Here is a 14394-nt window from a genome sequence, read left to right as displayed (position 1 = left end):
GGGGGGCGGGTCAGGCGTCGCCGTTGAGCATGGCGGCTGTCAGGACGTTGCCGGCGACTCCCCAGCCGCCGTCTGCGACCTCGTCGACGAGCACGACGGTGGTGGCGCGGGCCCGCTCACCGTAGATCTCCGCGTACAGATCGGTGGTGCGCTCGACGATCTTCTTCTTGTCCTCGGCCGCGAGGGTGCCGGCCGGGACCTTGAAGTTGGCGAAAGGCATGGGTGTCTCTCCTTGAGTGGTTCTCTTCCGCGGGTGCGGAAGCAGTGGTCGGGGGGCGCGCAGCGGTTGGTGCCGCTCGGGTGGGCGCCGGGTACGTACTCGGCCGCTGCGTCAGACCATGCCCCCGTTGGCCCGCAGGGTCTGGCCGTTCACCCAGTGCCCTTCCGGGCCGGCGAGGAACGCGACCACACGGGCGATGTCCTGCGCCGCGCCCAGCCGCTCCAGCGGCGGCACCTTGGCCAGCTGGTCGATCTGCTCGTCGGTCTTGCCCTCCAGGAACAGCTCCGTGGCCGTGGGCCCGGGGGCGACGGTGTTCACGGTGACATCCCGCCCCCGCAACTCGCGGGCGAGGATCAGCGTCATCGACTCGACGGCGCCCTTGCTCGCTGCGTACGCACCGTAGCCGGGGAACTGGCTGCCGACCACGGAGGTCGAGAAGCCCACGAACGAGCCGCCCGCACGCAGCCGCCGGGCCGCCTGCTGGGCGACGACGAAGGTGCCGCGGATGTTGGTGCGGTGCATGGCGTCGAGCTGCGCAAGGTCGAGGTCGGCGATGGGGGACAGCGCGAGCCGGCCGGCGCAGTTCACGACCACGTCCACGCCTCCGAACTCCTGCTCGGTCCGGTCGAACAGCGCGGCGACCGCGTCCTCGTCCGCGACGTCCCCCTGCACCGCGACCGCCCGTCCGCCGTCGGCGGTGATCGACGCCACCGTCTCCTCGGCGGCGTCCGCGTCGTGTACGTAGTTCACCACGACGGCCAGACCGTCCTGGGCGAGCTTGCGGGAGACCTCCCGGCCGATGCCGCGTGATCCTCCGGTGACGACGGCAGCCCGCGCGGCCGCCCCCGTCCCTGCGGGGTGGTTTGTGTTCATGTCCGCCAGGATGCACAACGCTGACCAGGGCAACCAGGGGACGACATCCCCTGGGTCAGCGGCCCGGCCGGGCGCAGAATGGCAGGCATGGCTTCAGCGAAATACACCGAACTGGGCGCTTTCCTGCGCTCGCGGCGGGAACGCATCCGCCCGGCCGACGTCGGGCTCCCGTCCGGGCCGCGGCGCAGGGTGCCGGGGCTGCGCCGGGACGAGGTCGCCCAGCTCGCCGGAGCGTCGGTGGACTACTACAACGAGCTGGAGCGCGGCGCCGGGTCCCAGCCGTCCGAACAGATGATCGCCGCGCTGGCCAGGGCGCTGCGCCTGACCGCCGACGAGCGCGACTACCTCTACCGCCTCGCGAGCCGCCCCGTGCCCGCGCAGGGCACAGCCGCCTCGCACGTCCACCCCGGCATGCTCGACCTGCTCAGCCGTCTGACGTCGACACCCGCGCAGGTCATCACCGACCTGCACGTCACCCTCGCACAGAACCCCCTCGCGATGGCGCTGCTCGGAGACCAGTCCGGTCTCCACGGTCCCCGGGCCAGCTTCGTCTACCGCTGGTTCACCGACCCCGAAGCGCGGCTGCTGTACCCCGAAGCCGACCACGCGGAGCAGTCCCGGACCTTCGTCGCCGACCTGCGGGCGGCCATCGCCCGGCGGGACGCCAAGGACGACGAGGCCGGCTCGATGGTCGGTTCGCTGCTCGATCTGTCCGCCGAGTTCGCCGCGCTGTGGGCCGAGCACGACGTGGCCTTCCGCCGCAACGACCGCAAGCGCCTCAACCACCGCACACTCGGCCTGATCGAGGTCAACTGCCTCAACCTGTTCAGTGAGGACGGCCGGCAGCGGCTGCTCTGGTTCACCCCCGCCGTCGGCACCGACAGCGCCGCACAGCTCGACCTGCTCGCGGTCATCGGCACCCAGGCGATGTGATCATAGAACGGCTGACATGCCGATGACACGGTACGGGGGAGGTACACGGTGTCGATGCCATGGGAGGCCGTGCTGGTCACAGCGGTGGCCGGAGCGGCGGTCACGGGCGGCGCGGGCTACCGGCTGCTGCGTGAACGGGCCCTGCGCCGGGGCGGGATACGCACCCACGCGCTCGTCGTGGGCCAGGACGAACGCATCGGGGAAGGCGGCGGCGGCGCCGGCCTGGTCCAGGCGCCGGTTGTCGAGTTCACGACTGCCGACGGCCGGGTGGTGCGCACCAGGTCGCAGGTCGGCTCCAGCGTCAGCTCGGTCGTGCCGGGACGGGCCGTGACGGTCTTCTACAACCCGGCCGACCCGCGGGACGTCGCCATCGTCGGCTTCGGCCGCGCCGTACCGCGTCTCTTCTGCGCGCTGGGCATCCTCGGCATGGTGGTCGCGGCGCTCTTCGCCGCGCTCGACGAGGAGACGCCGGCCGCCGTGGTGGGAGCGGGCGTTCCCGTCGTCCTGGGCAGCGTTCTCCTCGGGGTGGGCGGCTCCGGCATCGGCCAGGTGCGGGCCCTGCGGCGGCGCGGTGGTACGGCGGACGGCGTCGTCGTGGGCGAGTCGACGTCGAGCACGCGGGAGGGCCTGACGCTCCACCACCCCGTCGTGCGCTTCGCCCTGCCCACCGGGCACATGGTCGAGACGGCGTCCGGACGGGGCACGCTGCGGCGGCGGACGGTGCCAGGACAGTCCGTCAGTGTGCTGTACCACCCTGACGACCCCTACCGCATGCTGCTCGCCGACGACCGGGTCCGCCCGCTGTTCTGGCTGTTCGCCGTGGTCGGCCTGGTGGTCCTCGGCGGCACGCTGGCCATCGTGGTGCTGCTGACGACGCGGTGAGCGCGAATGCGCCATGAGCGTCCGCCCCCACGCCGTGCTCCGTGGCCGGTTCCGGCTCGGCACCGCGCGGTTGTGGCGGACGCCCGTCCCCGGCGGGGTAGTGAGTACGGGAGAGCCGGGAGACGAGAGGAGGGAAGGCGGACGAGCCAGGTCATGGGTGCGTCCGATGGTGTCGCGTTCATGCCCTGGCGGACATGCTGTGACGCGCTACGGCAGTGAACGACGGGAGACAGGTGGGGAAGCCGATGCACGGTACGGCGGCGGCGCGGCAGGGACGGGACCTGCCGCCCGTACAGAATCACGAGCGACACACGACACCGAGGGAGCGATCCCGTGAAGGACCGGAAGCGAGACAGAGTTGCGAGGCCGGATACCCGTCCCGGGCGCCGGGGGTTACGGGCTGCGGCCCGGTCGGGGTCCGCGGCCCGCCGGGGCGCGGTGCTGCTGGCCGCCGCGGCGCTGCTGGCCGTCCCCCTGTGGCCGGCGTCGGCAGCCGGCGTCGGAGCCGACGCCGCGAGCGTGCGGGGGGCCGAACGGCACAGCGCCGAGACATGGCAGGGCGGCTGGTCGACGTCCGTGCAGCCGCCGGGACGGGGCATCATTCCGAACTGGTCGCAGCAGGGCTTCGAGCAGCAGACGGTACGCCAGGTGATCCGTGTCAGCACCGGCGGCACCGGGGCCCGCTTCGAGCTCTCCAACCGCTACGGCGACTCGCCGCTGGAGGTGGCCGGAGCCACGGTCGCGCGTACGGCCGACGGCGCCTCGGTACAGGAGGGCACCACACGGCCGCTGACCTTCGGGGACGAGGAGTCGGTGACGGTTCCCGAGGGCGAGGAGGTCTTCAGCGACACGGTGCGGATGGAGGTCGAGGCGCTGGAGTCGCTGACCGTCACGCTGTATCTGGCGGAACCGACCGGCCCGGCCACGTACCACATGGCGGCCTCCGCCACGAGCTACCGTACGTCGGGCGATCACCGGTCCGACGAGAGCGGAGAGGCGTTCACCGAGACCTCCGTGTCCTGGTACTACCTCTCGGACGTCGAGGTCCGCAACGAGGACGACGGGCGCCGGGACGGCGTGGTGGCCTTCGGGGACTCGATCACCGACGGCTTCGCCTCCACCGTCGACGCGAACAACCGCTACCCGGACGAGATGGCGGAGGACTTCGCCGAGGCGGACAGTCCGCGCAGCGTGCTCAACCACGGCATCAGCGGAAACATGATCACCACCGGCACTCCGGGCACCGGCGAGAGCGGCGTGGACCGCTTCGAGAAGGACGTGCTCGCCGAGCCGGACGTGGGCACCGTCATCGTGCTCGAAGGCATCAACGACATCGGGCTGGGCCGGCCGGGCGGCAACATCCCGGACATCTCGGTGGAGCAGCTCATCGCCGCGCACCGCGACCTCGTCGGCCAGGCACGCGCCGCGGGCCTCACGGTGGTGGGTTCGACACTCCTGCCCTTCAAGGGCGCCTCGTACTTCACCGAGCGCGGCGAGACCAAGCGCGACGCGCTGAACGAGTGGATCCGCACCTCCGATGCGTACGACGAGGTCGTCGACCTGGACCATGCGCTGGCCGACCCCGCTGACGCGGACCGGCTGGCCCCCGCCTACGACAGCGGCGACCACCTGCACCCGAGTGACGCCGGCTACCGCGCCATGGCCGACGCGATCGACGTCGGCGTGCGCTGAGCCCCAGGTCTCCGTGACCGGCCGCCGGGCGGACCGGTCACGGAGACCCCGGCCGCGCCGCGGGGAGGGGCGGTGCACCGGTCGGCGCGCGCAGCCGAGGGGATACCCGACAGTTGTCGGGTGAACGGGGAGGCGGCGGGCGCGAAGATGGCCGCCATGGACCCCGAACTCGAAGCATTCGTCCCCCTGTTCCCCCGGGCGGACCTGACCGACCCGGTTGCCGAGCGCAAGAACTTCGCCGAGCTGGCCGCCGCGATTCCGCCGCCGGACACCACCGGCATGGAGATCGAGGACCACACGGTGCCCGTGGACGCGGACGCCGAGGTGGCCGTACGGATCTACCGCCCCCCTCAGCCGCGGGGTGCCGTCGTGTGGCTGCACGGCGGCGGGTTCGTCATGGGCGACCTGGACACCGAGCACCCGTGGGCCACCCGGATGGCGGACGCCTCCGGCGCCGCGGTGGTCTCGGTGGGCTACCGCCTGGCGCCCGAGCACCCGTACCCCGCCGCCCTGGACGACGCCGGCGCCGCGCTGGCCTGGACGGCCGAGCACGCGGACGAGCTCGGTGTCGCCCCGGAGCGGATCGCGGTCGGCGGCCACAGCGCCGGCGGCGGCATCGCAGCCGCGCTGGCCCTGCGTGCGCGTGACGAGCAAGGGCCGCCGATCCGCTTCCAACTGCTCAACCAGCCGCAGCTGGACGACCGGCAGGAGACGTGGTCGGCCCGGAACTTCACCGACACGCCCTGGCTGAACCACGGCAAGATCGCCGCGTCCTGGCAGCACTACCTGGGCTCGGCACCCGCTGCCGGGTACGCCGCCCCGGCACGTGCCGCCGACCTGGCCGGCCTGCCGAGCGCCTACATCGCCTCCGCGGAGTTCTGCCCGAACCGCGACGAGAACATCGCCTACGCGCAGCGGCTGCTCCAGGCGGGCGTGTCCGTGGAGCTGCACCAGTGGCCCGGCACGTTCCACGGGTCGCAGGCGATCCTGTCCGCCGAGGTGTCCCAGCGGCAGATCGCGGAACTCGCCGCCGCCCTGCGCCGCGCCCTGGCCGACTGAGGCGTCCCCGGCCCAGGCCGGCGTCCGAACCGAGGGACGTCCGACGGGGCCGCCGGGTACCGCCTAGGCTCGGTCCATGGAGTGGCTGGTCTCGCTGTTCGGTGCCGCACTGGTGGTGATCACGCTCCGCGATCTCTTCCACACACTCTGGCACCCCACCCGCCGCGGCGGCCTGAGCAGGGTCGTCATGACGGCGCTGTGGCGGCTGTCGCGGCCGCTGCGCACCCGCAGCGGCCACGTGGCCGGGCTGGCGGGGCCGCTCGCCGTGGTGAGCGTGGTGGGGCTGTGGGCCGGCACGATCATCCTCGGCTGGGCCATCGTCTACTGGCCCCACATGCCGGACAGCTTCGCCTTCGCGAACGAACTGCGGGCCTCCGAGCACACCGGGCTGCTGGACTCGCTCTATCTGTCGATGGTGCATGTGAGCACCCTCGGGCTCGGCGACATCGCGCCGACGGAGGAGTGGCTGCGCATCGCGGCGCCCCTGGAGGCCCTGGTCGGTTTCGTCCTGCTGACGGCCACGGTCTCCTGGGTGCTGGAGATCTACCCCGCGCTGGCCCGCAGAAAGGCCCTGGCGCTGCGCCTGGCGGTGCTGCTCCGCACGGACCGCAGGGAGCGGCCGTCGGGCGAGGTCCTGACGGCCTCGCTGCTGGAGGGCCTGGCCGCCGACGTACTGCGGGTCCGGATCGACTTCACGCAGTACGCCGAGGCGTACTACTTCCACGACGGCGAGGACGAGACCTCGCTGGCGGTCGTGTCCGGCTACGCCTGCGAGCTGGCCCGGCGCGGAGCTGCCGCGTCCGACGCCGACGTCCGACGGGCCGCGGATGTGCTCTCCGAAGCCCTGGACGACCTCGCCACCGTGCTGGACCAGCGGTTCCTGCATACCGGCGGCTCCGCGGCCGAGGTCTTCGGCGCGTACGCCGCCGACCACGGCCACCGGCGGACAACGGGCCCGGCCGCGGGCGGGTGAGGTGTGCACCGCGCCGTGCGCCCGCGTGTGGCGGAGCCACCGGCGCGGGTGCTTTCCTGGAGGGAGAGCCGGGGAGAAGACGGCAGCGCGCCGTCCCGCGCGGATGGCGCATGAGCTCTTCGGGAGGTCACCATGACCGACTCGTCCGAACATCCGCCGATCGTCGTCGGCATCACCCCGGACACCGGCCAGCGCGAGGCGCTGCTGTGGGCCGCCGCCGAGGCGCAGCACAGCGGCGCACCGCTGCTGCTCGTGCACGCGTGGGGGATGCCCTCGATGTCGTACGGCGCGGCCGTGCTCGCGTCCGACGTGGCGGCGAACCTGCGCGCCCAGGGCGAGCAGGCGCTGACGGAGTCCGAGCAGTTCGTCACCGACCGGTACCCGCAGGTGGAGGTCACCGGTGTCGCGGCCGACGAGCAGCCCGCCGAGGCCCTGCGGGCGCGGGCGGCGGGCGCCGCGATGGTCGTCCTGGGCGCCCGCCCGCCCTCGAAACGCGGTCCCTTCCCGGTGTCCGCCGTGGCCCTGCCGGTCATGGCGCATGTCCACTGCCCCGTGGCGGTGGTCCCCGAGGAGGCGCGGAAGCCGGCCACCGGGGAGCCGTTCCTCGTGGTCGGCGTGGACGGCAGCCCGAGCGCCGCGGCGGCGGCCCGGCTGGCCTTCGGGGAGGCCGCCGCACGCGGGGCCGCTCTGCGGGCCGTCTGCGCGTGGCACAGCCCCTGGCTGGGGTCCCTGGACGTCCAGGCCGTGGCCGGGGAGGCCGAGCGGACCCTGGAGGAGGTGGTCTCCCCGCTGAGCGCCCGGCATCCCGGCGTCCGGGTCGAGCAGGAGGCCGTGGCCGGCCACCCGGTGCAGGTGCTCACGGATGCGGCGGAGGGCGCCACCGGGCTGGTCGTGGGGTCCCGGGGGCACGGCGGCTTCGTCGGCATGCTGCTGGGCTCGGTCAGCCAGGGCGTGCTGCGGCACGCCCGGTGCCCGGTCGTCGTCGTACCGCCCGCGGCGGAGCCCTGAGCGGCGTCCGCCGGCGCCGGCGGGCCGTCGGGGCGCTCACGCGTCCCGCGGGGTGACCAGCATCCGGATGTCGTCGGCCGCCCACAGGACGAACCGTTCGATCGGCGTCACCTCGTGGCCGGGCGCGGGCCGGAAGCGGAAGCGTTTGAGCAGGACGGCCAGGACCAGTTCCGCCTCCACCATGGCCAGGGCCGCGCCCTCGCAGCTGCGCGGCCCGAGCCCGAAGGGGACGTAGGCCAGCCGGGGCCGCGCGGCCGTCTCCTGAGCGGTGAAGCGCTCCGGCAGGAATCTCCCGGGCTCGGGCCAGTAGTCGGGGTTCATATGGATCGCCCAGAAGGGGTAGAAGACGGTCGCGCCGGCGGGGATCTCGTAGTCGCCCAGCGTCAGCGGGTCCTCGGTCTCCCGTGCGCCGTAGGGGCCGGGCGGGAAGAGCCGCATCGCCTCCTTGAGGACCATCTCCAGGTACGGGAGCCGCCGCAGGTCGGCGTAGTCGGGCGCGGCGCGGTCGCCGAGCACGCGGTCCAGTTCGTCCGCCACCCGTGCGGCGGGCCCGGGGTGCCCTCCCAGCAGGTGCAGGGCCCAGGAGACGGCGACACCGGTGGTGTGGTGGGCGGCCAGCATCGTCACCATGACGGTGTCGCGGATGCGGGCGGGGTGCTCGCGGGCCTCGACGAGCGCCCCGATCAGATCGCTGCGCTCCGCGCGGCTGCCGGAGCGGTGTGCCGCGACGGCACGGTCGACGGCCGTGCGGAGGCGGGTGAGTGCCTCCTCCGCGCGCCGTGCGCGCTCCTGCGGGGTGCCCGGGAGGGGCACCTGGTAGAGCCGCCCCAGGTGCTCGGTGAGCACCTCCTCGAAGGCGGCGACGACGCGGTCCGGGTCGTCGGCCTCGCCGCCGAGGGCGTATGCGCAGATCATCCGCAGCGTCAGCGCGGTGAGGTCCTTCTGCAGTGCGACGGGCCCCTGCCCGGACCGCTCCGCCCAGTCGTCCGCGAGCGCCGTCGCCAGCTCGGTGAACCGTGCGAAGTGCCGTTCGTGGGAGGGGCGTCCGGCCAGCACGGACAGCAGCACGCGCCGCCACGGGGCGTGCTCCTCGGCCGGGAGCACCTGCAGGTTGCCCGCCTCGCACAGCGGGTCCAGGAAGGCGAACAGCCGCTCGGGCCGCTTGTCGAGGTGGGCGGTGGCCTCCAGCAGCACCGGGTCGGCGACGGACACGGCCGTCTCCGCTCCGGGCAGCTGGAACCGTACGACGGGGCCGTACTCGGCGTGCAGGCGGAGCTGGTAGGTGTGCAGTCCGCCCGCCGCCGCGACGGCGCCCGCGCCGCCGTCCGTCCGGGGCTCGGGTCCGGGAATGGCCGGGGCCACGGTCTCGCCTCCTCACGGGTCGCGGTGCGGGCGGGCGCCGCTTGCGGCCGTGCCGCTTCCGCGTGCGTGCCGCCCGCCCCGCCACCTCAGCAAGGCATACCGGACGCGGTCATGGCAAGCCGCGTACCAGGGTGTTGAACAGCAGTCCGTTCGACGTGTCCCCGGACATCTCCCAGACCATGCCGCCGAGCAGCCCCTTGTCCCTGATGTACGCGGTCTTCTGCTCGATGGACCAGGGGTCGTCGAACGACCACCACTGGCCGCCGTCCCCGGTGTAGCCGTAGGTGGAGACGGACTGGGTGTCGTGGTGGACGGTCATGTTGGGCAGGCTGGCGGTCAGGTTGTCGTAGCCGCGGGTGCCCGCCTCGCTCGGGAACTGGCCGGGCGCGGCCCCGTTGGCGCTCTGCCACTCGCCGTCGGCACCGCCGTCGGCGACCTGCTGCCAGCCTCGCCCGTAGAACGGGAAGCCGATGGTCAGCTTGCGCGGACTGACGCCGGCGTCGAGGTAGTGCTGGACGGCCCCGTCGATGCTGAAGTCGTTCTCGTACGGGGTCTGCTCATCCACGTAGAGGTTGGCCTGGTGGCCCGTGCGGTCGGGCTCCCAGGAGTTGTCGCTGCCCGAGCCGTGGAAGTCGTAGCCCTGGACGTTCGCGAAGTCCAGGTCGCGGAAGATCTTCTTGATGTCCCAGCCCGCGTCGATCTTCCCGGGGTCGGCGGGGGTGAAGGCGGTGAGCAGCTTGTGGCCGCCGCCGAGCGCGTCGAGCTGCTTGCGGAACTCGGCGATCAGGGCGGTGTTGTTGGCCTTGTCCTCGGGGCTCCAGTGGTTGCCGGGGTGGCCGTCGGGAGAGCCGGGCCACTCCCAGTCGAGGTCGATGCCGTCGAAGATCCCGGCGGCGACGCCGTCCCCGCCGGCCCCGTTGTACTCGGGCAGGTTGCCCTTGATGTACATGTCGATGCAGGACTTGACGAACTTCTTGCGGGAGGCGTCCGTCTTGGCGGCGTCGGAGAAGTACTTCGAGTACGTCCAGCCGCCCAGCGAGACGACCACCTTCAGATGCGGGTGCTTGGCCTTGAGCTTCTTGAGCTGGTTGAAGTTGCCGCGCAGCTTGCCCCAGCCGTCGTCGGCCACGCCGTCCACGGACTGCGCCGCGGTGAAGGCCCGGCCGTAGTCGGCCTCGGCGTCGCCTGCGCCGTCGCCCTCGTTGGGGTCCTGCGGGTCGCCCGAGGTGCCCTTGGTGACGCCGTTGAGGCAGGTGAGGTTCTCCGGGTCGATGTTGGCGAACGCGTAGTTGACGACGTCCATCTTGGCCGCGGCGCCCGAGGTGTCGAGGTCCTTCACGAAGTACTGGCGGCCGTAGATGCCCCACTGCACGAAGTAGCCCACCTTCGCGTAGCCGTCCTGGCCCACGGGGTCGTCCGTGGTGACGGTCAGCGCGTTGCTGGCGGGTGAGGCGTTGTCGGCGGCGTCCCGCGCCTTGACGGTGAAGGTGTACTCGGTGGCGGGCGCCAGGCCGGTCAGGGTGGTGGTGAGAGTGTCGGCGCGCACGGTGTCCACCCGTTCCGCCCCCTGGTACACGTCGTACGCGGCGACGCGCTGGTTGTCCCTGGCCGGGTCCCAGCTGAGCTCGACGGTGCTGGAGGTCACCTCGCCCGCGCGGAGGCTGCCGGGCGCCGTGGGCGGCTCGGTGTCGGTGGCGGGGTCGACGGTGGTCGCGGTGACGGGCGCGCTGGGCTCGCCCGTGTTGCCCCGGGTGTCCTTGGCGCGGACGGTGAACGTGTACTCGGTGGCGGGCTGCAGCTCGCGCACGGTGGCCTCGCGCTCCGCGCCGGCCGCGACGACGGTGTCCCCGTCCAGCACCTCGTACGAGGCGACGGGGAAGTCGCCCTGGGCGGCCTCGTCCCACTCCAGGGTGACGGTACGGGCCGTGGTGTCGGCCACCTCGACGCCCGCGGGGGCCTTGGGGGGGATGGCGGGACTGCCGTCGCACTTCTCGCCGTTGATGAGGCAGCCGGTGGGCTCCGTCATCGGCCCGCTGCCCTGGAAGGTGTAGCTGTACGGCTCGGTGTCGCGGCCGGCCGGGATGCGGGCGTTGTAGTGCGCGGGCGTCACGGTGACGTGCCGGCCGTCGACCTCGGCGGTGCCGTGGGTGTGGCCGCTGACCGAGACGCCGTCGGGGAGGTCGAACTCCAGCGACCAGGTGTCCACTGCCGCGTCGCCGTTGTTCTCGACGACGAACTTGCCCGTCCAGGACGATCCGCTGCCGGAGCTGCTGAAGGTGGCGGTGAGCGAACCCTGCGCGTGCGCGGGGCTGGTGAGCGCGGTGAGGCCGGTCAGCGCCAGCGCGAACACGGCGAGGACGGCGATCAGCCGGCGGAGTGGGGGCAGGGCTCTGTGCCGCCGGACGGCGGCTCTCGGTGTGGACACGGCTCTCCTTGGGGGGTGGAGGTGAGGCCGTTCACCCGTGCCGGGGCCCTCCGGCGGGGGGATGGGTCCGGAGGGCCCTCGGTGTCCGTGTCCGGCGCGGGTGTCCGGACGTACATGCGGCGGTACGGTCTCCAAGACAACTGCCCAGCGCGAACATGTCAACGCACTGGACGGGCCTTAAGGTCTGTACCAATCGACCGCTCCGGACGACTCTCCCACGTCCCCACCCCTACAAAGGACTGGACCAATTCCGAGAAATTTTACCGTCTCTTGACCCTCCCTGAGCCGTTCCGCCGCTCCGGGCCCCGCACGTGCACGTGGCGCCCGTCCCGCCCGGCGCCCGCTTGACCTTCCCACCTGTGTGAGGGTTCGAGGATCGGTGTATGGACAACGAACTCTTCTCCTACAGCCCGATCGTCGACCGCGAGCCGCTGCGCTGGCCGGACGGCGCCCGGATCGCCTTCTACGTCGGGCTGAACATCGAGCACTACGAGATCGACCGGCCCGGCACCAGCATCTTCCCTGGCACCTCAAGCTTCGCGCCCGACCCGCTGAACTTCGGCTGGCGCGACTACGGCCCCCGGGTCGGCATCTGGCGGATGACCGAGATCCTCGACCGCCACGGGATCCGTGCGAGCGTCCTGCTCAACTCCGACGTCCCGGAGCGCTATCCGCGGATCGTCGAAGCGGGCAGGGAGCGGAACTGGGTGTGGCTCGCGCACGGCAAGAACAACACCGTCTTCCAGACCGGCATGGAACGCGACGAGGAGCGCGCCTATCTGACCGACGTCGTCGCCACCATCGAGCGGACCACAGGGCAGCGGCCGCTCGGCTGGATGGGCCCCGGCCTCACCGAGACCTTCCACACGCCCGCGCTGCTCGCCGAACTCGGCCTGCGCTACGTGCTGGACTGGTCGAACGACGACCAGCCCTACCGGCTCAACGTCCCCGGCATGCTGAGCGTCCCCTACCAGACCGAGCTCAACGACATCACCCTGTTCGTCGGCAAGAGCCTCACCGGACCGGACTTCGTCCAGATGGTCAAGGACCAGTTCGACCAGCTCTACGCGGACGCGGAGAGCGGCGGACGGGTGATGTCCCTGGCGCTGCACCCGTTCGTGACCGGACAGCCCTTCCGCGCGAAGTACCTGGACCAGGCGCTCGCGTACATCGTCGGGCACCCGGGGGTATGGGTGACGACGAGCGACGAGATCGCGGCGCACTACGCGGCTGAAGACGCCAAGTAGCGGGTGTGTCCCGCCGCTTGGGGATGCCAGCATGGACCGACAGGGCGCCCGGGCGGCGGGAGGCGGCGGGAGGGGGAACGGGTGGCGTTCATCAAGGTGGGCTCCAGGACACTGCTCATCGCACTGGCCGTGGTGACCATACTGGTCTTCGGCTGGCTCAGCGACGACGACGTACGGGCCGGGGAGAGCAAGGACGACACTCCCGACCCGCGCACCACCGTCCACTTTCCGGTCGACTTCGACGACCTGAGAAAGGAACAGGAGAAGAAGGGCCGGGAGAAGCGGGGGGACCGGGCGGGGCGGACCCCCCGCCCCGGCAGCACGGTGTCGTACCCGGTCACGTTCGCCACGGGCGAGCGGTAGTTCACTCCTCCGTGTGCGCGCTGTCCGCGAACCGCGTCAGTGTCCAGCGGGCGGGAAGCCAGGACGTGGCCGCCGTGTCCCACTCGGCGGACGGGTCATCTGCGGTGACCCACTCCGTCACCGACGCGGTGTGCACGCCCACATCGAAGGTGCGGTACACCGGCAGCGCGCCGAAGGCGATCAGCGAAGCCTCCACCGTCTCCTCGTGCCCCGCGATGATGACCGTCTCCCCCGCGTGCCGCACGGCGATGGCCGTCAGCGCCTTGCAGACGCGGTTGACCAGGTCGCTCCACGACTCGATGCCCCGCTGGAACGGCAGGAACACCCCGCCGTTGGGCGCCGCGTGGTCCCTGCGGATCTCGTCCCAGGGCACGCCGTCCAGCTTCTCGTCCGTGTGGTACGTGCACAGGCCGCAGTCCCGGACGACCTCCGGGGGCTGCTCCAGGCCGTGGGCGCCGCCCACGGCCTCGGCCAGGATCTCGGCCGTCTCCACCGCACGGGGGATGACCGAGCTGTAGACGGTCACCGTCCCGGTGAGGGACCCGGGAGACATCAGCCGGTCCCGCAGCCGCCCGGCCTCCCACCGGCCGAGGTCGGTCAGCCCGCGACAGCCGTCCGGACCGCCGTTGACTCCCTCGTGCCGGTGATGCGAGTCGCCGTGCTTGACCAGTAGTACGCGCGTGGGCTCCATGTCACCTCTCTGTCGGGCCGCTCAGGGTAGTTGACCATGGTGCCCTACCTCCGGCGGACCGCGCCGGGCAGGGGCCGCTCGCCGAAGACGCTTCAGCGGCTCTCCGGCGCGGCGGCGTACAGCGCGTCCAGCCGCTCCCTGATGGCCTGCAGCGCCCCCGGCTGCGTGCCCGGCACCCGCTCGCGCAGCGCCGTGAGAGCGGGCGCGAGCTCCCCGGCCCGCTCCGGAGACGCCAGCTGGGTCCACTGGTGGTGCGCCCGGTCCGCCGCGGCCCGCACCTCGGGATCCTCCGGTGCCTGCCGCAGCCCGAGCCGGGCCTCGGCCGCGGAGATCCACAACTCGCAGCTGCGGCCGGGGTCCTGGCCGATGCGGGCCAGGTCCGCGCGTACCTCCAGCCAGTGGATCGCCTCCGGCGACCCCGGCCCGTGCGCGCGCAGCGCCGCGCTCTCCCAGAGGGAGACGATGGCCGCGGCCTCCCCGTGCCGCCCGGCGTGCGCGGCGGAGAGGATCGCCGGATGCGGGTCGTCCGTACGCGGCCGGGCGGCGGGGGCCCGGGACGCACCCGCGTCCGCGGACCGCCCCGCGCCGGGCGGCTGCGCGGCCGACGGGCCCACCGGGGAGGCGTCCGTGGCGGGCGTACCGGCAGCGGGCGGGCCCGCGGCGGGC

13 protein-coding genes and 1 pseudogene are annotated in these 14394 nt (G+C 72.7%); 8 read left to right on the top strand and 6 right to left on the bottom strand.

Annotated elements, in window-relative coordinates; genetic code table 11:
• Positions 1-10: 10 nt before the first annotated feature.
• Together G5C65_RS17050 and G5C65_RS17045 are read right to left on the bottom strand one after the other, a co-directional pair.
• Positions 11-220: a 4-oxalocrotonate tautomerase family protein gene (locus tag G5C65_RS17050; RefSeq protein WP_165299704.1), complete on the bottom strand. Its 210-nt coding sequence runs from the start codon at positions 218-220 to the stop codon at positions 11-13.
• Positions 221-331: 111 nt separating this feature from the next.
• Positions 332-1093, bottom strand: a complete 762-nt coding sequence (locus G5C65_RS17045) for an SDR family oxidoreductase (protein ID WP_165299703.1) — start codon at positions 1091-1093, stop codon at positions 332-334.
• A 78-nt stretch (positions 1094-1171) separates the two neighbouring features.
• Between G5C65_RS17045 and G5C65_RS17040 the strand changes: the two genes are divergently transcribed.
• From G5C65_RS17040 to G5C65_RS17015, 6 genes are all read left to right on the top strand, one after another.
• On the top strand, positions 1172-2026 hold the full coding sequence (locus G5C65_RS17040) for a helix-turn-helix transcriptional regulator (protein ID WP_420903325.1): 855 nt from the start codon (positions 1172-1174) through the stop codon (positions 2024-2026).
• A gap of 54 nt (positions 2027-2080) precedes the next feature.
• Positions 2081-2908, top strand: coding sequence for a DUF3592 domain-containing protein (locus tag G5C65_RS17035; protein ID WP_241265853.1), 828 nt, complete (start codon positions 2081-2083; stop codon positions 2906-2908).
• Between the two features lie 438 nt (positions 2909-3346).
• Positions 3347-4600, top strand: a complete 1254-nt coding sequence (locus G5C65_RS17030) for an SGNH/GDSL hydrolase family protein (RefSeq protein ID WP_338146472.1) — start codon at positions 3347-3349, stop codon at positions 4598-4600.
• Between the two features lie 156 nt (positions 4601-4756).
• Complete coding sequence (locus tag G5C65_RS17025; protein WP_165299705.1) at positions 4757-5659, top strand: alpha/beta hydrolase; 903 nt, start codon at positions 4757-4759, stop codon at positions 5657-5659.
• A 76-nt stretch (positions 5660-5735) separates the two neighbouring features.
• Positions 5736-6632: a potassium channel family protein gene (locus G5C65_RS17020; RefSeq protein WP_165299699.1), complete on the top strand. Its 897-nt coding sequence runs from the start codon at positions 5736-5738 to the stop codon at positions 6630-6632.
• Positions 6633-6764: 132 nt separating this feature from the next.
• Positions 6765-7640: a universal stress protein gene (locus G5C65_RS17015; protein WP_165299698.1), complete on the top strand. Its 876-nt coding sequence runs from the start codon at positions 6765-6767 to the stop codon at positions 7638-7640.
• A gap of 36 nt (positions 7641-7676) precedes the next feature.
• Here the strand turns inward: G5C65_RS17015 and G5C65_RS17010 are convergent, their stop codons facing one another.
• Both G5C65_RS17010 and G5C65_RS17005 read right to left on the bottom strand, forming a co-directional pair.
• A complete protein-coding gene (locus tag G5C65_RS17010) occupies positions 7677-9002 on the bottom strand; it encodes a cytochrome P450 (protein WP_165299697.1) in 1326 nt (441 codons plus the stop codon).
• A gap of 109 nt (positions 9003-9111) precedes the next feature.
• Entirely contained in the window at positions 9112-11427 is a 2316-nt protein-coding gene (locus G5C65_RS17005; RefSeq protein WP_165299696.1) for a glycosyl hydrolase family 18 protein, read from the bottom strand.
• A 383-nt stretch (positions 11428-11810) separates the two neighbouring features.
• Between G5C65_RS17005 and G5C65_RS17000 the strand changes: the two genes are divergently transcribed.
• On the top strand, positions 11811-12674 hold the full coding sequence (locus G5C65_RS17000) for a polysaccharide deacetylase family protein (RefSeq protein WP_165299695.1): 864 nt from the start codon (positions 11811-11813) through the stop codon (positions 12672-12674).
• An 81-nt stretch (positions 12675-12755) separates the two neighbouring features.
• The gene (locus G5C65_RS16995) at positions 12756-13037 is read left to right on the top strand and encodes a hypothetical protein (RefSeq protein WP_165299694.1); all 282 of its coding nucleotides are present in this window, start codon (positions 12756-12758) and stop codon (positions 13035-13037) included.
• A gap of 1 nt (position 13038) precedes the next feature.
• Here the strand turns inward: G5C65_RS16995 and G5C65_RS16990 are convergent, their stop codons facing one another.
• Together G5C65_RS16990 and G5C65_RS16985 are read right to left on the bottom strand one after the other, a co-directional pair.
• A complete protein-coding gene (locus G5C65_RS16990; protein ID WP_165299693.1) occupies positions 13039-13728 on the bottom strand; it encodes a histidine phosphatase family protein in 690 nt (229 codons plus the stop codon).
• Positions 13729-13820: 92 nt separating this feature from the next.
• Positions 13821-14394 (bottom strand): annotated as a pseudogene (locus tag G5C65_RS16985) (hypothetical protein); the annotation flags it as partial.

The sequence above is a fragment of the Streptomyces boncukensis genome, from assembly GCF_011045075.1.
In the GTDB taxonomy this organism is placed as follows: domain Bacteria; phylum Actinomycetota; class Actinomycetes; order Streptomycetales; family Streptomycetaceae; genus Streptomyces; species Streptomyces boncukensis.
This window is presented reverse-complemented; position numbering and strand designations above follow the sequence as displayed.

What these genes read in the sequence shown, in the direction of transcription:
- G5C65_RS17050 (WP_165299704.1), bottom strand. Translation starts at nt 220, where the DNA reads ATGCCTTTCGCCAACTTCAAGGTCCCGGCCGGCACCCTCGCGGCCGAG.
- G5C65_RS17045 (WP_165299703.1), bottom strand. Translation starts at nt 1,093, where the DNA reads ATGAACACAAACCACCCCGCAGGGACGGGGGCGGCCGCGCGGGCTGCC.
- G5C65_RS17040 (WP_420903325.1), top strand. Translation starts at nt 1,172, where the DNA reads ATGGCAGGCATGGCTTCAGCGAAATACACCGAACTGGGCGCTTTCCTG.
- G5C65_RS17035 (WP_241265853.1), top strand. Translation starts at nt 2,081, where the DNA reads ATGCCATGGGAGGCCGTGCTGGTCACAGCGGTGGCCGGAGCGGCGGTC.
- G5C65_RS17025 (WP_165299705.1), top strand. Translation starts at nt 4,757, where the DNA reads ATGGACCCCGAACTCGAAGCATTCGTCCCCCTGTTCCCCCGGGCGGAC.
- G5C65_RS17020 (WP_165299699.1), top strand. Translation starts at nt 5,736, where the DNA reads ATGGAGTGGCTGGTCTCGCTGTTCGGTGCCGCACTGGTGGTGATCACG.
- G5C65_RS17015 (WP_165299698.1), top strand. Translation starts at nt 6,765, where the DNA reads ATGACCGACTCGTCCGAACATCCGCCGATCGTCGTCGGCATCACCCCG.
- G5C65_RS17000 (WP_165299695.1), top strand. Translation starts at nt 11,811, where the DNA reads ATGGACAACGAACTCTTCTCCTACAGCCCGATCGTCGACCGCGAGCCG.
- G5C65_RS16990 (WP_165299693.1), bottom strand. Translation starts at nt 13,728, where the DNA reads ATGGAGCCCACGCGCGTACTACTGGTCAAGCACGGCGACTCGCATCAC.